This window comes from Iodobacter fluviatilis, from assembly GCF_900451195.1.
Lineage (GTDB): Bacteria > Pseudomonadota > Gammaproteobacteria > Burkholderiales > Chitinibacteraceae > Iodobacter > Iodobacter fluviatilis.
In genome coordinates, this window is the sequence record NZ_UGHR01000006.1 from 140,551 (window position 1) to 159,131 (window position 18,581).

The following is an 18,581-nucleotide window of genomic DNA, read 5'->3' on the forward strand; positions in this document are numbered from 1 at the left end:
TGCGGGTTGATAACTAATCAATCTCTCTGATTACCCGTATTCTCATCGTCATGCCCACCATCAGCAGCGCCAGCAGCAGGCCAAATACCGGTAGTACCCACTGAATGCTGATATGCATCGCAAATAAGGCAGTAACCAGAGCATAGGAAAGCGGAGCGAGGCCCATGGATGCCATTGAGTTCAGGCTCATAATCCGCCCCAGTTTTTGCCTGTCGGTGTAATGCTGGATCAGCGACATCATCGGCACATTATTGGCGGCAACGCCAAGCCCGATTAAAACTTGCAGTGCTAATGCTACGGGCAGCCAGGTAGCGAGAGCCAAAGAGGCCAGCAGCAGGCCTTCGATGGCAATCACCAGAGTAATCATCAGCAGGCGTTTTTGGGTGGGCGGATAAAGGGTAAGCAGTAGCCCGCCCAGCACCATGCCCGCCGCAAAAGCGCTTTGCATAAAGGAAAGCGTGCTGGCGCTGCCTTGCAAAAGATCTGTTACCACCAGCGGCACGCCTAATCCTAATGGGCCCATAAAGAGTAAATTGGCCGCAGCATAAACCAGCATCAGGGCCCGCAGCACGGGCGTTTGAATCATGTACTGCATGCCTTCTTTCAGCTCGCTGAGCATGCTGAATCGTTTGCGATTCGCTAATAATTCAGGCTCTTTGATCAGCGCCATGGCAATCAGCCCGGCTACCAGCATGATGGCGGTGAGCGAAAATACGGTTTCATAGCTGAATAAAGCCAGCATGGTGCCACCCAGCACCGGGCCAAACACCAGCCCCACCTGATTGGTCGTCAGCATGATGGAATTGGCGCGGGTTAAATCACTGTCGGCCACAATATTGGGGACAAGTGCATCGCGTGCAGGCCAGAAAAAAGCATCTAGCGCGCCATAAATCAGTGCAAAGCCAACCATTACGCCCATGCTGAGCTGATTATTGGCCACTATCCCCACCAGCACCATCAGCAGCAGCACCCGCAGGCCCACCGAGGCCAGAATAATATGGCTGCGCTTCATCCGGTCGGCCAGTACGCCGCCTACCGCCATCAGCATAATGCGTGGCACCGATCCGGCGATCATCACCAGCCCCAGCTGCTCTTTTGCGCCTAGGGTTTTGATCACCAGCCAGGTTTCGGCGAGCATGGCGATAGCGAGTGCAAAATTGCTGATCAGGCTGGCCAGCCAGAGCAAAAGGAAATTGCGATTACGCAATAGTGCAGGTGCTTGCTTCATAGATCTCAGAATCAGTATGTTAAAATGCGTCAAACATCTTAAGCGCAGTCGCTGCCAGAGCGTTATGCTCTGCTTGCGTATTTGCCTCACACTATTCCTCTTTACATTTCATCCTTTAAAAGGAAATCACCATGGCTTTTCGTAAGATGACCGAGCTTGAATTAGCGGGTAAAAAAGTACTGATCCGTGCCGATCTGAATGTGCCGGTAAAAGACGGTGTGATTGGTGATGACACCCGTATCCGCGCATCGATCCCAACGATCGAAGCCGCTTTGCAAGCCGGTGCCGGCGTGATTGTGATGAGCCATCTGGGCCGCCCGACTGAAGGCGAATTTCAGCCTGCAGATGATCTGGCCCCTGTAGCCAAACGCCTTGGCGAATTAATGGGCCGCGACGTGGCCGTGGTGAATGATTTCAACGGTTTTGTAGTGAAAGCCGGCGAGCTGGTATTGCTGCAAAATGTGCGCTGCAATAAAGGCGAAAAGAAAAACGCCGACGAGCTGGGCCAAGCCTATGCTGCGCTGTGCGATGTATTTGTCAACGATGCCTTTGGTACAGCCCACCGCGCCGAAGCGTCTACCCATGCGGTAGCTAAATTTGCCCCTGTCGCGGCCGCTGGCCTGTTGATGGCGGGCGAGCTGGATGCGCTGGGCAAAGCACTGAAAGCACCGGCTTCACCACTGGTGGCAATTGTGGCGGGCTCTAAGGTATCCACCAAGCTGACTATTCTGGAATCCTTGTCAGACAAAGTGGATTACTTGATCGTAGGCGGCGGCATTGCCAATACCTTCTTGCTGGCCGAAGGCCATGAAATTGGTAAATCTTTAGCCGAAGCCGATCTGGTGGATAACGCCAAGCGCGTGATTGCCAAAATCCGCGCCCGTGGTGGCGATGTGCCATTGCCAAGCGATGTGGTGATCGGCAAGCAGTTTTCACCGACCGAGCCTGCTGTAATCAAAGCAATTAGCGACGTAGCAAGCGACGATATGATTTTTGATATCGGCCCAGATACCGCAGCACGCTTGGCTGAAGTATTAAAAACCGCCGGTACGATTGTCTGGAATGGCCCAGTTGGTGTGTTTGAGTTTGACCAGTTTGGCAAAGGCACCGAAGTGCTGGCCCGCGCCATTGCTGCTTCCCCTGCGTTCTCTATTGCTGGCGGCGGCGACACACTGGCCGCAGTGGCTAAGTACGATATTGCTAACGATGTTAGCTATATCTCTACGGGTGGCGGCGCTTTCCTTGAGTTCCTCGAAGGCAAAGTATTGCCAGCTGTAGAGATTCTGGAACAGCGCGGCGCTTAAGTACCGCCAGCACAATTGCCATACAAGGACGTATCCGTAGACGGCAGTTCAGCGCTCTCAGTAAGATCAACGCCAGCAACGATGCTGGCGTTTTTTTCGCCTGTTTACTTGGGGTCTGTTGACGTTTCATTCACAATTGCGCTGAGCCGGAAAACGGCCAGGCACAAGGCATGCGACGAAGGCAATAACTGGTTATTTCCGAGGAGCATAACGCAGTGAATGGCCGTTTTCCGGCCCAGCCCCATCGCTGGGCGAGGAAAAGCCCTCGCACGCGGAGGGTTGGCTACATTTTTGGGGCTGCACAGCGTTAAAAGACACTCATGGTACTCGTACCATGTCGCGTCTTTTGCCTTGTTCAGCCCCAAAACTGCAGCCAACGCAGCAGCGAATGAAACGTCAACAGACCCTAGGATCAGCCATGACAAATCGCCCCCCTTTTATCAAGCACTGGCAGGAAATCCAGGAGGAAGATAAGGCCTGTTATGCCAATAGCTTAGAGAAACTATCCATAGGCTCGCCCTTTGGCCGCACTTTTGGCCTGACCCGTCTTGGCATCTATCACGAAGTATTGCCGCCTAGCCGCCGCACCTCGTGGCCGCATTCAGAAAAAACCGAAGAAGAGTTTATTTACGTCATTGAAGGCACCCCGGATTGCTGGGTGGATGGGGAGCTGCATCGCTTAGCACCAGGGGATGGTGTGGGTTTTGTGCCAGGCACAGGCATTGCCCATACCTTTATTAATAATACCGGCAGCGATGTGCGCCTGCTGGTTGTGGGTGACACCAACCGGGCGGACAATCAAGTGGATTACCCGCTGGATGCAAAGAAAAATCTCGCGAATGGCGATTTTCACTGGCACGACGCGCCAAAGCAGCCGCTAGGTGCCCACGATGGTTTACCCGATCAGCTGCGCGCATCAAACGGCCCTTTTTGATTGATGTGAAAGTTTAAGGTAAACATATTTAAATCAGGCGCTAAAACGGCTGCAAAGTGGTTTTAGCGTTTTCCCGAATGACGTTACTCCCGATTGGATGCGGCTGCGTGGGATACTAATATGTGTTGCATCGCAGCAACAATATTCCGGATCTTCGCCATGTCACTCGTATCCCTTCGCCAAGTTCTTGACCACGCCGCCGAACACGGTTACGGCGTACCTGCTTTTAACGTCAATAACCTCGAACAAGTTCAGGCTATTTTGCAAGCCGCCGATGCCACATCCAGCCCGGTGATCCTGCAAGCCAGTGCCGGTGCGCGTAAATATGCAGGCGAGCAGTTTTTAAAAACGCTGATCGAAGGCGCAGTAGCCAGCTACCCGCATCTGCCTATTGTGATGCATCAGGATCACGGCGTAAGCCCCGCAGTATGTATGACCGCCATTAAAATGGGCTTTACCAGCGTGATGATGGATGGCTCCTTACTGCAAGATGGCAAGACCCCATCCGACTACGCCTACAACGCGGCTGTGACTGCCGAAGTGGTACGCATGGCGCATGCCTGTGGCGTATCGGTAGAGGGCGAGCTGGGCTGCCTAGGTAGCTTAGAAACCGGTATGGGCGAAGAAGAAGACGGCGTAGGCGCTAACCGCGTATTAAGCCACGCCGAAATGCTGACAGATCCGCAAGAAGCGCTGGCATTTGTAAAAGCCACCGGCGTGGATGCGCTCGCTATTGCCATCGGCACCAGCCACGGCGCGTATAAATTTACCAAGCCACCTTGCGGTGAAGTACTGGCCATTGATCGCGTGCGTGAAATTAATGCCGCCATCCCTGATGTGCATCTGGTAATGCACGGCTCATCCAGCGTGCCTCAAGAATTGCTGGAAGAAATGCGTAAATACGGCGGTGAGCTGAAACCTACATGGGGAGTTCCCGTAGAAGAAATCCGCCGTGCCATTCAGTTTGGCGTGCGCAAAATCAATATCGATACTGATCTGCGCCTCGCCATGACCGCTGCCATCCGCCGCCATTTAGCCATGAACCCCGCAGACTTCGACCCGCGCGCCTACCTAAAACCCGCCATCAGCGCCATGCGCTCAGTATGCGAAGCCCGCTACGACGCCTTTGGCGCAGCCGGGATGGCAGAAAAAATGAAACCCGTATCGCTGGAGAAAATGGCGCAGCGGTATAACAAGGGATAAGCAACATTAGGTATTGGGTATTAATAAAAAGGGTGAATACGATAAATCGTATTCACCCTTTTCTAATTTTAAAAATGGTGAGGATGAATTTTGTTGTACCTCTGAATGTATTGATGTAATACACCTTATTTATACATAGATAAAATTCATGTAAATCTAGCTCTAAAGTCTATTTTTCAATTTTAGATTGTGAAAGAATTTTTTAAACACCCAATGTGGGTGGTTTTTTTAAGCGGGCGAGCCTAAATAGGATGGGGTGTAATGTCTGGCTAAAAATAAATAGTGTTGTTGATTTGATTGTCGTATGAATGAATATAAGTCCACCTGATTATGCCTCTTGCTCAGGTCCCCTTGATTTAGAAATTCATATGGCATTAATTCGGACGGTCTGATCGGTTTTGAATTGGGGAGCTCTTAGTCCACACATGCTGCATGCCTTGCTCAAGTCAGAACACACCCGAATGGACGCTTGGCTGAGCAAGAGACATAATCAGGTAAGTCTATGTATTGTTTTTTTGTTGATTTAAGTCGTGTGGTGTGTTTCTAGAGGCCTTTGGGGTAATTACAGGCTTGTTGAATAAATTGTATTATTCGTTTTGGGTTTAAATTTAATGAGAAATTTTTTATTTGTTGTTTTTTTTTGTTTTTGTGCGCCAGCAGCGATTGCTTGTTCTGTTGTTGTGAGAAATAGCAGTGAAACACACAAGCTATATACCTATACTTGTGATTCAAGAGCTAAAGCCACTAGTGCATGTATTGAGTTTGCTAGTAGCAGAAATTATCCTGAATATACTGCGTATTGTCGAGATCGTTTAGTGAGTGGAGAAGGGGTTGGGTGGTTAAGTACGGGGCAGTTTACTTCTGATTATGGTAGTTTTTTTTATTGTTCAGACTATGAGTTTCGAGGTCCTGTTAGTCAATCCTGCCGGCCAAAATGTGATGCTGGATTTTATTTGTCAAAAGCAAGTATCTGCCAACCTCGTCTCCCTTGCCCTAACGGTTTATGTTTTGAGCCAGAGCTGGGAACCCCAAACGTTTGCTCAGGTAACCCAATAAATACAGCAACAGGTAACAAACTTCAAATTGAATTTGATTTTATATGGGGGAAGAATAATAAATTCACTCGATATTACAATGGAAATAGTAATTTTGAACAAGGACTAGGTATTGGTTGGAAACACTCTTTAATGCGACGTGTTACTTCTGTTCCTCTTTTGTCATATTTTCCTCCTCCAGCAAATGATGTTGATCCAGATTGGCTTGCTTATTATGGTGCAGTAAGCAGTACTACAACTAGCGGGATTAGCCATTATTTACTTGAGCTTGGAAATGGTAAAACTTTTGCATTTAACAGCAATGGCGAACCTCAAGTTGCTGCTGAAGACAATCCTTATAAGCTAGTTATTTCTTCTAGTGGCTTTATCATCAAAGATGGTATTAACACTGAAAGCTATAATAAGCAGGGAAAGCTAATTCAGATGAGTAAGTTGAACTATCCAATAGTGACACTTGCTTATGATGAGTCTGACCGTCTTATTCAAGTATCGGATCAATTAGGGGACAAATTAGTCTTTAATTATGGCAATTCTATTTACTTAACTAGTGTGCAAGAAAATGAAGTCACCGTTGCCTCTTATGCTTACGATGCCGGGCGTTTGAGTAAGGTGACTTATGCCGACAACACCAGCCGTCAGTACCTCTACGAAGACACCCGCAATCCAACGTTATTGACTGCTGTAATTGACGAAAGTGGTCAGCGCTTTGCATCGTGGACTTACAACGAGCAGGGGCAAGCGATTTCGTCCGAGCATGCAGGGGGTGTAGAGAAATTTACGCTTAATTTTGGCGGCGATCCTGCCAGCGGTTTGCGTTGGACAGAAGAAACAGATCCATTGGGATCAGTAAGGCGCTATCAGTTCAAATTGGTCGCTGGAACATGGCGTTTGCAGGGTAAGGATCAGCCAGGTGGCGCAGGCTGCAGCGCAGCAAGTAATAATCTGCTCTATGACGCCAACGGTAATGTCACCAGCCGTACAGACTTTAACGGCAACAAAACCACCTACGTTTACGATTTGGCCCGTAATTTAGAAACCAGCCGCACCGAAGCCGCTGGCACGCCGTTTGCCCGTACCATCAGCACCGAATGGCATGCCACTTGGCGCTTGCCGCTTAAAGTGACCGAGCCAAGCCGTGTGACTAGCTTTGTGTACGACGCTAACGCCAATCTGCTGAATAAAGCCATCACCGCCGACGGGCAAACCCGCCGCTGGAGCTGGACTTATGCCGATTTTGGGCAAGTTAAAACCAGCACTGATCCAGATGGTAAAACCAGTAGCTATCAATACGATGCTCAGGGTAATTTAACGGCGATGACTAATCCTGCTCAGCAGATGACTCAGTTCACCCGCTATGACGCTAATGGCAATCCATTAGAAATCCTTTCGCCAGATGGAATTAAATCAACGCTCACTTACGATGCCCGCAATCGCCTAATAAGCAGGCAAGTAGGCGCGGCACTAAGCCGTTTTGAGTATTGGCCAACGGGCTTATTAAAGCAGGCCACGCTGCCTGATGGCTTAGTGATTAATTATCTCTATGACACAGCGCATCGCCTGAGCGAAATCACCGATAACCAAGGCCATCGTGAGGTTTACACCCTGAATAAGGCAGGTTTACAGGAGCAAGTCGATCGTTACGATCCTGACAGCACGCTCGCTAATGGCCTGTTGCAAGTGCAACAAGCCCAGTCAGTAAAACCTGCCAAATAATCTTTCAGAGAGTTACCTATGTTTATATCTACAGCTCTGCCTGGCAAAGTGTTGCTGGGCAGTATTCTTCTTTTGAGCCAGGCTGCTTTTGCAGCGCCCATTGCCCCCACTGCGGCGGCATCATCCGTCAGTGCCTTACCCACTCACGCCACGGTGGTCAGCCGTTTTAAGCGTTACGATGCTTTAGGCAGGCTAGAAAAAGAATGGGATGCTAAAGGCCAAGTCTATAGCTACAGCTACGATGCCAATGGCAATCGCCAAACCAGCACCGATCCGCTAGGCCGGGTTACCCGCTATGAATACGATGCTTTAAACCGCCTGAGCAAAAGCACTGATGCAGCGGGCAAAGCCACACTGATGAGCTACGACGCCCGCGATAATCTGGTGCAAGTGACCGATCCAGAAGGCTTCAAAACCAGCTACAGCTACAACGGTTTTGATGATCTGATTAAATTAGTCAGCCCGGATACAGGCACCAGCAGCTATACCCGCACGGCCAGCGGGCAGATTCAAACCCACACGGACGCCAGAAAAAAGACCGCCACCTATACCTACGACGATTTGGGCCGTGTGCGGAGTGTTAACTTTGGCGATGGCATTAACACATTCACTTACGACACCAGCCTCGCCGGTCAAATTGCCAGCATCAGCAATCCAAGCAGCAGCACCAGCTACCGCTACGATGCACAGGGCTATCTTGCTGAGGCTCAGCATCAAATTGGCAAAGCGCTTGCAACCGTCGGCTACACCGCCACCAGCAACGGCCAGTTAGCAAGCATCCGCTACCCAAGTGGCACGATGATCAGCTATCTGCGCGATGCCGCAGGGCAAGTCAGCAGCGTGCAAATCAACGGCAAGCCTTTGCTGGATCAGCTGGTTTGGTCCGGCCATATTGGTGCACAAAGCTGGCGCTGGAGTAATGGTCAGATTTGGGCAAGGGTTGCGGCTAATACTGGCCTTCTTGCTGGGCAAAGCCTTGCCGATGGCAACCGCGTTTATACCTTCGACGCCGCCAGCAATTTACGCCGCATTGAAGACATTAACGCCCCGCAGCGCAGCCAGGAATACAGTTACGATCTGCTTGATAGGCTAAATCTGGCCGTTAGTAATAACAGTTCGTTTAATTATTTTTATGATTTTAACGGCAACCGTACTGACCAAACCGTCGGAGCGGGGACTACAAATTATAAGCATGCTGACAATAGCAATCGCCTGCTGTCATCCAGCGGGGCGAATAAAGCCACTTACACTTACGACGCGGCAGGTAATCGCGCTAACGATAATGGCTGGGTGCTGACGTATAACAACGCTGGCCGCTTAATAAAATCCAGCAAAGGCACGGTGGCTGTCAGTTATAGCTACAACGCACTCGGGCAAAGGGTAGGAAAAACCTCAGCAACCGGTACTAGCCTGTTTGTTTATGATACTCAAGGCCATTTACTGGGTGAATATCAGGCCGATGGCAAGCCGGTGCAGGAAACAATTTGGCTGGGCGATACGCCGGTAGCCGTGGTCAGCACAACGGGCGTAAGCACTAACATCAGCTATATCTGGGCCGATCACCTCGGCACGCCCCGCCAGATTACTGATCCAGCCAGCAAACAAATCCTCTGGCGCTGGGATGGCGAGCCATTTGGCAATAGCCTGGCTGACGAAGACCCGAGTAAAACGGGTAAAAAGTTCAGCTACAACCTGCGCTTCCCCGGCCAGTATTTTGACAAAGAAACTGGCAAACACTACAACTACTTCCGGGATTACGATCCGGCTACCGGCAGGTATATTCAATCAGACCCGATTGGGTTGGCAGGCGGGATTAATACTTATGGGTATGTGGGTGGGAATCCGGTTTCAGCTATTGATCCATTTGGGTTAGTGAGGTGTCGCTGGGTTATAAGTCCTTTGGGAATGGCTTATCAATGCAATCCAGACCCAATGGATGTATTAATTCCATCAAGATCACTTCCTCAGCAATTCGCTGATTTTTGCAAAGGCGCGGTGGATGGTTTTGATAAATTCAAGAACATCATATTTAATACTGGGGATAGTTTTCCAGATCGCCCATTGCCACGCGATAAACATGGAAATCCAGCTCCAGAAGCTGATGCGGAAGGACCACATACGCAACTTGGCCAGAAAGATGGTCGAAAAGGGAAATATGGTCAAGCGCGTGAGTTTGATGTAAATGGTAAGCCAGTCAGGGATGTTGACTTTACAGATCATGGTCGGCCTCAAAATCACTCAAACCCACATCAACATGATTGGTTGCCTAATCCTACTGGTGGTACGCCACAACATGGACCGGCAAGACCATTGGAGTAGCCTAAATGGATGTGACAATATCCCCTGCTTTTCGCGCAGATGGAACTATGGTTCAGTTGAGCGAGTTACTGACGGTAATTCCCGATAATGTATATGTATGGTCGGTCATTGATTTTTATGGAATCGGTGAAGCACCAGAAGAATTTTCTATGGAAGAATTTGAAAAGCAAACAATGATTAGACACCGTGGTTTTATTATGAATTGGTTGGAGTTGAAAATGTTTGCAGAGAATCTTATTCAGACTGTAGATTGTTTGATAGTTGGAGCAAATTATGAGGACAATATTTCAAGTATCAAGTTAATGAAGAATGATTATAGCTCGTGTGAAATAGTAATTCAGGCCTTTGATAGCTCAGAATGGGCCGTTTGGGCTCATGATTCCACCTTGGCATCTAAACTGGCGATGGTTTTTTAAATGGTTTTTGTAACCCCGCGGTAATTGTCAAACAGGCTGTCTTTATTAATCACGATTCTGGCTGTAAAAATGGTGGTGGGTTAGGCCTATAGCTAACCCACCATACCCCACATTGGGCTCTTGTAACTTGTGACTAAGCCAGCAAAGCCCAACACCCAATCAATGTTGAGTAAATAACAACGATGCCGCCAGCAATTTATGGCGTATTGATGACAATAAAGCCCCGTCATGCAGTCAGGAATTTAGAGATAATCTGCCTGATTGATTAAACCTGATAGTCAGTAATAAACGATTTAATTAAATATTTTTTATGGCTTTAATAGCGTAATTCTAATTAATACAAATAATCAGCGCCCTGCTATTCAGCTGAAGTTCTTAGTATTTATTCTCGGTTTTCCATCTTTGTGCATTTTGTAAAAAAACACTCATGCCTCAGGGCGCGCTTGGCTTTATGATGGTGTTTTTTGCCGATTGATTGCCATGCTGCATAAACTTGCGATTGCCAATTACCGTTCCTTACGCGATTTAATTATTCCTTTGGCTCAGCTCAATGTCATTAGTGGTGCTAATGGTTGCGGGAAATCGAGTTTATATCGTGCTTTGCGCTTAATTGCGGAATCTGCGGCTGGGCGTTTGATTGGGTCTTTGGCGCTGGAAGGGGGCTTTGCTTCTACTTTGTGGGCGGGGCCGGAGAATATTTCCAGTGCAATGCGCCGTGGTGAGGTGCCGATTCAGGCAACGGTAAGAAAAACGGCGGTTTCACTGAGGCTGGGCTTTGCAGGCGATGATTTTTCTTATGCAATCGATTTGGGTTTGCCCACTCCCAGCTCATCGTTATTTGCGGCCGATCCTGAAATAAAGCGTGAACAAATCTGGGCGGGCAGTGCTCAGCGTGATGTGGCTTTGCTGATGGATAGGCGTAATGCCGTTGCCAAAACGCGGCTGGGGCGCAGCTGGCAGGTGGTCAGCCAGCATGTGCCTGCTTATGACAGTATTTTTAGCCAGTGTGCCGATCCGGTAAATACGCCCGAAGTTTTGCAGCTGCGCGAGGCGATGCGTCGCTGGCGTTTTTATGATCATTTGCGCACCGATGCCAGTGCGCCCGCTAGGCAGGGGCAGATTGGCACTTACACGCCTATTTTGGCGAATGATGGCGGTGATTTGGCTGCGGCACTGCAAACCATTATTGAGATTGGCGATGCAGCTGCTCTGAGGGCGGCGGTTGACGATGCTTTCCCCGGTGCACGAATCGAGATTGCCGTGAATGATGGCCGCTTCAGCGTTTTGATGTGGCAGCGTGGCCTATTGCGCCCTTTGGCTGCAAGGGAGTTATCGGACGGCACTTTGCGCTATTTGCTGCTCATTGCCGCTTTGCTTAGCCCGCGCCCGCCGGAGCTTTTGGTCTTGAACGAGCCTGAAACCAGTTTGCATCCAGATTTATTGCCCGCTTTAGCACGCCTAATTTCTGCTGCGGCGGCGCACAGCCAGGTGATTGTGGTCAGCCATGCCAGCCGTTTGGTGGCGGCGCTTGAGCGTGAGGCGGATTGCAATTCGATTATTTTGCAAAAAGACTGCGGCGAAACGTCGGTTTTAGGGCTGCATGATTTAGATAAGCCGGTATGGTCGTGGTCAAACAGATAAGTTTTGTATTTGGGATGGCTTGTTTTGTTATTGATCATTTTTTTGATTCGGGATTCAGCGCTTAGCGGCGTTGATTTGTGTATGCCTCTTTTTATGGGTTCTGAATGCTGAAGCTTCTAAGTTCTCCCGCTTATGTGTTTTTAATGCTGGCCATTGTGTGTGCGTGGCTGCCTGCGCTGCGATGGGGTAGGTTCTCTGTATTGCCTTATTGGGTCTTTTTTGGGCTGGCGCTGTGCGCCGGGCTGGCAACAGGCGTGCTGGGGCTTGTTGGCGTCTTGGCGGTGCTTTTGCTTGCATTAAGCTTGCTGGTGGCGGAGTGCAACCGGTTGCCTGGGGTTTTACGGCTGGCTTTGGGCGTGATTGCGGCGGTGCTGGCGCTGGCTTTGGCGATGCATCGCGTGCCGGGCTTTAATAATGTGTCGATTTTTAATGGCATGCAATTGAGCGCTGATTCGCCGCCTTTTACGCTTTATGCCAATTTAGATAAAGGGCTGGCTGGCTTCTTATTGCTTGCCATTTTTTGCCGCAAGGCCGCAAGCTGGGCGGAGCTGAAAGAGGGCTTGCAGCGCTCATGGCGGCTGGCTTTTGCAAGCATTGCAATGCTGATCATGCTTGGGCTGCTGAGCCAGTTTTTCCGTGTGGATTTAAAGCTGCCAGCGCATACAGGGGTGTTTTTGCTGGTGAATTTACTGCTGACTTGCGTGGCCGAGGAGGCATTTTTTCGTGGCTTTGTGCAGGAGTCTTTGCACCGCCTGAGCAGTAAGCCTTTGGGTACAGCACTGGCGGTGGCAGCTTCGGCGCTGTTGTTCGGGCTGGCTCATTTTGCGGGAGGAGCAATGTATATGGCTTTAGCTTGCTTTGCGGGGCTGGGCTATGCACTGGTGTATCAGCAGAGCAGGCGCATTGAAATGGCGGTTTTGCTGCACTTTGGCTTTAATCTGATCCACTACTTGTGCTTTTCTTACCCAAAGTATGCGGGCGTTTAAGCTTGATTTTCAGCTCTGGCTCTTAGGAATACTGGCAGGTTGTGCGTGTGCTACTTCAGGCATGGTGGTGGCTTTTACTTCGGACACTACAGCGCTGCTATTGCATGCGTTTTCTGCACGGCATTTTCACTGATCAATATTGCCTGTCTATTTGTACTTTAAGCGGGCCAATTTTGTACCCCTTGTTATTCAGGCTGGAATACAGAAGATCTACATCCAGCGCTTTGGGGCTGAAGCTGTGGGCAGCCAGGGTGTCAATGCCGTGTTCGCCATCCCAAAAGGCAAGGGGCAGGCGGCTTTGATTTACCTCCTCGCCATTTAAGGGCCAGGGCTAGTACATGGCAGAGGCATAGGTGCTGAGGCAGCTGATACTGAGGAAAAGCAGGGTATAGAGAATTCGGGTCGTGCGGGTCATGGTGATACGCGCTGAAAAGTCAGCCGCCTATCATGCCGTTATTCGCTGGCCTGTGGCTGTGATCTATTGCCGCTTCTGAACGTTAAAATTGAATACACGCCCGGCCTGCTTCAAGCGAGAAACAAGGGCAGTTTTCCAGATAGCCATCGGCTTTCAGCGTGACCGTACTCATGCCTAATTTGCACCAGCGCCCTGATGCGGTTTCTTGAACATGATCGATATCCTGCTGATCCCCAGAGCGGGTTTTTGCGGCAATGGTGTAGTAAAGATGGTCGTCATCCCAGACTTTAGCGGGTTGAGCGGATTGGTTGATCAGTACGCCATTGAGAGGCCATGGCCAGTGCCCGTCCTGCTCTTTTTCTTGCATGATGGCAAAGTAAGCGACGGCGCTGGCGCTGATGGCAAGGCAGATGGCAAGGGCAATTAATCTTGCTGGGGTGAATATTTTCAGCATCGTCGCACAGGCTCTCTGGGGGTAAATAATTAATTGCGTTTAAATAAAGCCAGTGCAGCCAGACGCTGTGTTGCGTGATCCACAATCGGCTCAGGGTAATCATAGTTGGCTTTTTGCCCGAAAATAGCTTTAGCCAGCCATGGTGCGTGGATTTCTTTATGGCTGAGCGCGGCTAGCTCGGGGCAATAGCGGCGGATAAACTTACCCTGTGGATCAAAGCGCTCTGATTGTGTAACCGGGTTAAATATCCTGAAATAAGGCTGGGCATCGCAGCCAGTGGAGGCAGCCCATTGCCAGCCGCCGTTATTGGCTGCAAGATCAAAATCGTTGAGTTTTTCAGCGAAATAGCGCTCGCCCAAGCGCCAGTCAATCAGTAAATCTTTGACTAAAAAGCTGGCGGCAATCATGCGCAGGCGGTTATGCATAAAGCCGGTTTGATTGAGCTGGCGCATGGCGGCATCCACAATCGGAAAGCCCGTGCGGCCTTCACACCAAGCGGCAAAGTATTCAGGGTTATTGGGGAAGGGTAGCGTGTCGTATTCGGGCTTGAATGTGTGCTCGACGACCTCGGGCCGGTGCCAGAGAATTTGCTGATAAAACTCGCGCCAGATCAGCTCGGAAAGCCATGTTTCAGCCCCCGCACCGCCAATCTGCCAGGCTCTTTTGGCTAATTCTCTGATCGATACCGTGCCAAAGCGCAGATGCACTGATAAATAAGACACGCCTTTTACTGCCGGAAAATCCCGCGCTTCTTGGTAATCACCGATGCGCTGACAAAAGTCATCAAACAGGGCCTCGCCGCCATCCATGCCGGGTTTCAGTATGCTTACGTCTGTATCATCAAAACCCAGCGCTGCCAGCGAGGGCATCGCTTCGCTGCTCAAAGGGGCAAGGTGGTTTAAATAAGGGCGTATAGGGTAGGACTTTAAATAAAAGTCATTCACCTTAGCCAGCCATGCGCGTTTATACGGGGTAAACACGCTGTACATGCCGCCGGTTTTTGTGAGCACTTCGTCTTTTTCAAAGATAACCTGGTCTTTAAAGCTGTAAAAGCGGCAGTCCATGGTGGCTAATTGCCCGGCTACACTGAGATCTCTGGCAATGGCTGCAGGTTCGTAATCGTGGTTGCAGTAAAGTGCCGTGGCTTTGAATTCTTTAACCAGGCGTGGGATTTCATCACTGGCCACGCCATGGCGAATGACTAAATCTGACCCTTGCTCCATTAAGCTCTTTTTTAATTGCTGCAGGCTGTGCCAGATAAATGCCACGCGCCGGTCATCTTTTGATAATCCATCTAAAATGGCAGTATCAAAGATAAAAACGGCAATCACACTTTTGGATGCTTTCAGTGCGTGGTGCAGGGCGGCGTGATCAAATAAGCGCAGATCGCGGCGAAACCAAACAAGTGATGTCATGGACTAAGGCGGTGAAGTGGGATGCGGTATTGTGCCATTGGTCCGGGGGGCGTTGTTGCATGATTTGTCACCAAGCTGATGCGCCCATTTTTAGCGCCTTGTGCGATAATTACAGGCATGGATAACGCAATGAACTTTTCTCGTCATTTTTTGATTGCAATGCCTAGCCTCGTTGATCCCATTTTCTCCCGGGCCCTGACCTTTGTGTGCGAGCACAACGAGCGGGGCGCCATGGGGGTGATTGTGAATCGGCCGCTGGGCATGACGCTGTCGTCGCTGTTTGAGCAGATTGATATCGAGCTGCATCGCCCTGATATGGCCGCGCTGTCGGTGCATTTTGGCGGGCCGGTACAAACTGATCGCGGCTTTGTGCTGCATACGCCTCTTGGCAGCTGGCAATCCAGCCTAGCTGTTTCAGATGAAATGGGCCTGTCTACTTCCAGAGATGTCTTGCAGGCGCTGGGGGACGGCGAGGGGCCGGATCAGGTGTTTCTAACTTTGGGCTATGCGGGCTGGGATGCTGGCCAGTTAGAAAACGAGATCGCTCAGAATTCCTGGCTTACGGTAGAAGCTGATCCCAAAATTATTTTTGATTTACCGCCCGAAGCGCGTTATGCCGCAGCCTTGGGTTTGCTGGGTATTGATATTGCCATGTTGTCTAAAGAAGCAGGCCACGCTTAGCAGTGGCTTTGTCTGGGCATACCACATTTTGAAATAGCCTGAAGCATCCGGGCTGTCATCTGGAAAATAATGAGTACTCTCCTGGCTTTTGATTTTGGTGAAGTGCGGATAGGCGTAGCAGTTGGCTCATCCGAGCTGGGCATTGCCCACCCGGTAGAAACCATCACCGCGGAAGAAAACGAGCGCCGTTTTGCGCGGGTTGAGCAGCTGATTCGTGAATGGCAGCCTGCAAGTTTAATCGTTGGCCTGCCCAGCCATTTAGATGGCACGCCACATGAGATGACGCGCCTTTCGCGCAAATTTGCCAATCGCCTGCACGGGCGTTTTGGCCTGCCGGTGTTTCTGGTGGACGAGCGCTTATCCAGCGCCGCTGCCTGTAGTGCATTAAACGAAGCGGGTGTTCGTGGCCGCCGCCAAAAGCCAGCATTAGATCAAGTGGCTGCCATGCAGATTTTACAAACTTATCTGGATTCACCGGCTACGGGCGAGGCGCTCAGCCATCGCTCCCCGGAGGCTTCAGCTGATCGTTCCGACGAGGATGCCGATGTATAACCCGCAGTTAAATGCCCAAGGTGAACTGATCCACCTATTGACTACCGAAGGTTTGCCTAAGCGCATCCTGACGCAAATCCTCGATCAGGCTGCCGAATATGTAGAGAACGGTGAATTACTGAATAAAAAATGGCAGGATCTGGCCGGTACTTCTGTTTTTAATCTGTTTTTTGAAAACTCCACCCGCACCCGCACGACCTTTGAGCTGGCCGCAAAACGCCTGAGTGGGGACGTGTCCAGCCTTAATATTCAAGCCTCTAGCACCGCCAAGGGTGAAACGCTGCTTGATACCATCCACAATCTGGAAGCAATGGGTGCTAACTTATTTGTGGTGCGCCACTCAGAATCGGGCGCGGCGCATTTGATTGCTAGGCATGTAAAGAAGGGCATTGCCGTGGTGAATGCGGGGGACGGACGCCATGCCCATCCTACGCAAGCCATGCTGGATATGTTTACCATTCGCCACTTTAAGGGCGACTTTACCAAGCTGCGCGTAGCGATTGTTGGTGATGTTTTGCATTCGCGTGTGGCGCGCTCGCAAATCCATGCGCTGAGCACTTTAGGCTGCCCGGAAATCCGTGTGATTGCACCTAAAACATTGCTGCCGACCGGCATTGAGCAACTGGGTGTGCACGTCTACCACGATATGGCCGAAGGCCTGAAAGACGTAGATGTGGTCGCCATGCTGCGTCTGCAAAATGAGCGTATGGCGGGGGCTTTTCTGCCCTCGACTCAGGAATTCTTTAAGTATTACGGCCTTACACCGGAAAAACTGGCGCTGGCTAAGCCGGATGCCATTGTTATGCATCCCGGCCCGATGAATCGTGGGGTAGAGATCGATTCTGCCGTGGCCGATGGCCCGCAAGCGGTCATCTTGCCGCAAGTTACCTTCGGTATTGCGGTACGTATGGCGGTATTGGCGATTGTTGCCCGTAATCAAAAAGCGAGCCAAGCATGAAAAATATAGCAATTCTTGGTGGCCGTCTGATTGATCCACTCAATAACACCGACCAGCATGCCGATCTCTATTTAGCCGGGGGTAAAATTGTGGGCGTGGGCTCGGCCCCCGCTGGTTTTGTGATTGATGAAACCATCAACGCCAGTGGCTTATTGGTCAGCCCCGGTCTGGTTGATCTAGCCGCACGTTTGCGTGAGCCTGGCTTTGAATATAAAGCCACACTGGCATCTGAAATGGCCGCTGCGGTGGCTGGTGGGGTGACCAGCATTATGTGTCCACCAGATACTGATCCGCCGCTCGATGAACCCAGCTTGGTGACTATGTTGCGCCAGCGGGCAAAAAACCTTGATCTGGCCCGCCTTTACCCTGTTGGCGCTTTAAGCCGCCAGCTGAAAGGGAAAGAGCTGACCGAAATGGCTGAGCTGCGTGATGCAGGCTGTGTGGCGTTTTCTCAGGGCGATCAGGCCGTTGGCGATTTACAGATTTTGTATCGTGCTATGCAATATGCGGCCACCTTTGATGTGGCTTTGCGCTTGCTACCGCAGGAAGCGGATTTAAACTCGGGCGTGGCGCATGACGGTGATTATGCAACGCGTATGGGTTTGGTGGGGATTCCGGTATTAGCTGAAACCGTGGCGATTTCTAATATCCTGCTGCTAATGAAAGAAACCGGTGCACGCGTGCATTTATGCCGTCTTTCATCCATGGCGGGCTTAGATTTGGTGCGTACGGCTAAAAAACAAGGCCTGCCGGTGACTTGCGATGTGAGTATTAATCATATTCATCTTGCCGATGTGGATATTGGCTTTTTTGACAGCAATTTCCGTTTTGACCCGCCATTACGATCGGTTCGTGACCGGGATGCCATTGTGGCCGCGCTGGCGGATGGTACGATTGACGCCATATGCTCCGATCACAGCCCTGTGGATGATGACGGTAAATTACTGCCGTTTGCTGAAGCTGAATCAGGTGCAACAGGGCTTGAGCTGCTCCTGCCGCTGACCCTTGCATGGGCAGAGCGCCAGCATGTTTCATTGCCGCAAGCGCTGGCTAAAATCACCGCTGTGCCTGCTAAAATGCTGGGTTTTGCTGCGGGTTTAGAAGTGGGCCATCGTGCAGACCTGGTGATTTTTGATCCGGAAGCTCATTGGCAAGTGACGCCTGCTGCGCTGAAAAGCCAGGGTAAAAACACGCCGTTTGTGGGGCTGGAAATGAAAGGCCGAGTAGTGCATACGCTGGTGAAAGGGAAACGTGTGTATCAGTTAGCCGACTAAGGGATATCAACAAGCCCGTGTTGCTTGGTTTAT

At 50.5% G+C, this 18,581-nt stretch carries 15 protein-coding genes; 12 read left to right on the top strand and 3 right to left on the bottom strand.

Going from position 1 to position 18,581, the window contains the following annotated elements:
* Window positions 1-13: 13 nt before the first annotated feature.
* Window positions 14-1,228: an MFS transporter gene (locus tag DYD62_RS22320; protein WP_115230118.1), complete on the bottom strand. Its 1,215-nt coding sequence runs from the start codon at window positions 1,226-1,228 to the stop codon at window positions 14-16.
* A gap of 131 nt (window positions 1,229-1,359) precedes the next feature.
* Here DYD62_RS22320 and DYD62_RS22325 point away from each other — a divergent pair, with 131 nt between their 5' ends.
* From DYD62_RS22325 to DYD62_RS22360, 8 genes are all read left to right on the top strand, one after another.
* Complete coding sequence (locus tag DYD62_RS22325) at window positions 1,360-2,532, top strand: phosphoglycerate kinase (RefSeq protein ID WP_115230119.1); 1,173 nt, start codon at window positions 1,360-1,362, stop codon at window positions 2,530-2,532.
* A 418-nt stretch (window positions 2,533-2,950) separates the two neighbouring features.
* Window positions 2,951-3,466, top strand: coding sequence for a cupin domain-containing protein (locus DYD62_RS22330; RefSeq protein WP_115230120.1), 516 nt, complete (start codon window positions 2,951-2,953; stop codon window positions 3,464-3,466).
* A 159-nt stretch (window positions 3,467-3,625) separates the two neighbouring features.
* Window positions 3,626-4,669: a class II fructose-bisphosphate aldolase gene (gene fba / locus DYD62_RS22335; protein WP_115230121.1), complete on the top strand. Its 1,044-nt coding sequence runs from the start codon at window positions 3,626-3,628 to the stop codon at window positions 4,667-4,669.
* 611 nt (window positions 4,670-5,280) lie between these two features.
* Window positions 5,281-7,437 carry a DUF6531 domain-containing protein gene (locus DYD62_RS22340; RefSeq protein WP_115230122.1) on the top strand — a complete coding sequence of 719 codons (2,157 nt, stop codon included), beginning with the start codon at window positions 5,281-5,283 and terminating at the stop codon, window positions 7,435-7,437.
* Window positions 7,438-7,455: 18 nt separating this feature from the next.
* Window positions 7,456-9,756 (top strand): RHS repeat-associated core domain-containing protein, encoded by a 2,301-nt coding sequence (locus DYD62_RS22345; RefSeq protein ID WP_115230123.1) that lies wholly within the window; start codon window positions 7,456-7,458, stop codon window positions 9,754-9,756.
* A gap of 5 nt (window positions 9,757-9,761) precedes the next feature.
* Window positions 9,762-10,172, top strand: coding sequence for a hypothetical protein (locus DYD62_RS22350; RefSeq protein ID WP_115230124.1), 411 nt, complete (start codon window positions 9,762-9,764; stop codon window positions 10,170-10,172).
* Window positions 10,173-10,652: 480 nt separating this feature from the next.
* Window positions 10,653-11,813, top strand: a complete 1,161-nt coding sequence (locus tag DYD62_RS22355; protein WP_115230125.1) for an AAA family ATPase — start codon at window positions 10,653-10,655, stop codon at window positions 11,811-11,813.
* A 104-nt stretch (window positions 11,814-11,917) separates the two neighbouring features.
* Window positions 11,918-12,799, top strand: a complete 882-nt coding sequence (locus DYD62_RS22360; protein WP_115230126.1) for a CPBP family intramembrane glutamic endopeptidase — start codon at window positions 11,918-11,920, stop codon at window positions 12,797-12,799.
* A gap of 497 nt (window positions 12,800-13,296) precedes the next feature.
* Here the strand turns inward: DYD62_RS22360 and DYD62_RS22365 are convergent, their stop codons facing one another.
* Window positions 13,297-13,668, bottom strand: coding sequence for a hypothetical protein (locus DYD62_RS22365; RefSeq protein WP_115230127.1), 372 nt, complete (start codon window positions 13,666-13,668; stop codon window positions 13,297-13,299).
* Between the two features lie 29 nt (window positions 13,669-13,697).
* Window positions 13,698-15,083 carry a cryptochrome/photolyase family protein gene (locus DYD62_RS22370; protein WP_115230128.1) on the bottom strand — a complete coding sequence of 462 codons (1,386 nt, stop codon included), beginning with the start codon at window positions 15,081-15,083 and terminating at the stop codon, window positions 13,698-13,700.
* A gap of 129 nt (window positions 15,084-15,212) precedes the next feature.
* On the opposite strand from DYD62_RS22370, the gene DYD62_RS22375 reads away from it, so the two are divergent.
* The 4 genes from DYD62_RS22375 to DYD62_RS22390 all read left to right on the top strand — a co-directional run bounded on the left by DYD62_RS22375 (window position 15,213) and on the right by DYD62_RS22390 (window position 18,548).
* The gene (locus tag DYD62_RS22375; RefSeq protein ID WP_233702997.1) at window positions 15,213-15,764 is read left to right on the top strand and encodes a YqgE/AlgH family protein; all 552 of its coding nucleotides are present in this window, start codon (window positions 15,213-15,215) and stop codon (window positions 15,762-15,764) included.
* Between the two features lie 69 nt (window positions 15,765-15,833).
* Window positions 15,834-16,316: a Holliday junction resolvase RuvX gene (gene ruvX / locus DYD62_RS22380; RefSeq protein ID WP_099396527.1), complete on the top strand. Its 483-nt coding sequence runs from the start codon at window positions 15,834-15,836 to the stop codon at window positions 16,314-16,316.
* Complete coding sequence (locus DYD62_RS22385) at window positions 16,309-17,274, top strand: aspartate carbamoyltransferase catalytic subunit (protein WP_115230129.1); 966 nt, start codon at window positions 16,309-16,311, stop codon at window positions 17,272-17,274. Before ruvX ends, DYD62_RS22385 begins: the two co-directional genes overlap by 8 nt.
* Window positions 17,271-18,548 (top strand): dihydroorotase, encoded by a 1,278-nt coding sequence (locus tag DYD62_RS22390; RefSeq protein ID WP_115230130.1) that lies wholly within the window; start codon window positions 17,271-17,273, stop codon window positions 18,546-18,548. Before DYD62_RS22385 ends, DYD62_RS22390 begins: the two co-directional genes overlap by 4 nt.
* Window positions 18,549-18,581 lie beyond the last annotated feature (33 nt).

What these genes read in the sequence shown, in the direction of transcription:
- DYD62_RS22340 (WP_115230122.1), top strand. Translation starts at nt 5,281, where the DNA reads ATGAGAAATTTTTTATTTGTTGTTTTTTTTTGTTTTTGTGCGCCAGCA.
- DYD62_RS22355 (WP_115230125.1), top strand. Translation starts at nt 10,653, where the DNA reads ATGCTGCATAAACTTGCGATTGCCAATTACCGTTCCTTACGCGATTTA.
- DYD62_RS22385 (WP_115230129.1), top strand. Translation starts at nt 16,309, where the DNA reads ATGTATAACCCGCAGTTAAATGCCCAAGGTGAACTGATCCACCTATTG.
- ruvX (WP_099396527.1), top strand. Translation starts at nt 15,834, where the DNA reads ATGAGTACTCTCCTGGCTTTTGATTTTGGTGAAGTGCGGATAGGCGTA.
- DYD62_RS22350 (WP_115230124.1), top strand. Translation starts at nt 9,762, where the DNA reads ATGGATGTGACAATATCCCCTGCTTTTCGCGCAGATGGAACTATGGTT.
- DYD62_RS22325 (WP_115230119.1), top strand. Translation starts at nt 1,360, where the DNA reads ATGGCTTTTCGTAAGATGACCGAGCTTGAATTAGCGGGTAAAAAAGTA.
- DYD62_RS22365 (WP_115230127.1), bottom strand. Translation starts at nt 13,668, where the DNA reads ATGCTGAAAATATTCACCCCAGCAAGATTAATTGCCCTTGCCATCTGC.
- fba (WP_115230121.1), top strand. Translation starts at nt 3,626, where the DNA reads ATGTCACTCGTATCCCTTCGCCAAGTTCTTGACCACGCCGCCGAACAC.
- DYD62_RS22360 (WP_115230126.1), top strand. Translation starts at nt 11,918, where the DNA reads ATGCTGAAGCTTCTAAGTTCTCCCGCTTATGTGTTTTTAATGCTGGCC.
- DYD62_RS22345 (WP_115230123.1), top strand. Translation starts at nt 7,456, where the DNA reads ATGTTTATATCTACAGCTCTGCCTGGCAAAGTGTTGCTGGGCAGTATT.
- DYD62_RS22375 (WP_233702997.1), top strand. Translation starts at nt 15,213, where the DNA reads ATGAACTTTTCTCGTCATTTTTTGATTGCAATGCCTAGCCTCGTTGAT.
- DYD62_RS22320 (WP_115230118.1), bottom strand. Translation starts at nt 1,228, where the DNA reads ATGAAGCAAGCACCTGCACTATTGCGTAATCGCAATTTCCTTTTGCTC.
- DYD62_RS22370 (WP_115230128.1), bottom strand. Translation starts at nt 15,083, where the DNA reads ATGACATCACTTGTTTGGTTTCGCCGCGATCTGCGCTTATTTGATCAC.
- DYD62_RS22330 (WP_115230120.1), top strand. Translation starts at nt 2,951, where the DNA reads ATGACAAATCGCCCCCCTTTTATCAAGCACTGGCAGGAAATCCAGGAG.
- DYD62_RS22390 (WP_115230130.1), top strand. Translation starts at nt 17,271, where the DNA reads ATGAAAAATATAGCAATTCTTGGTGGCCGTCTGATTGATCCACTCAAT.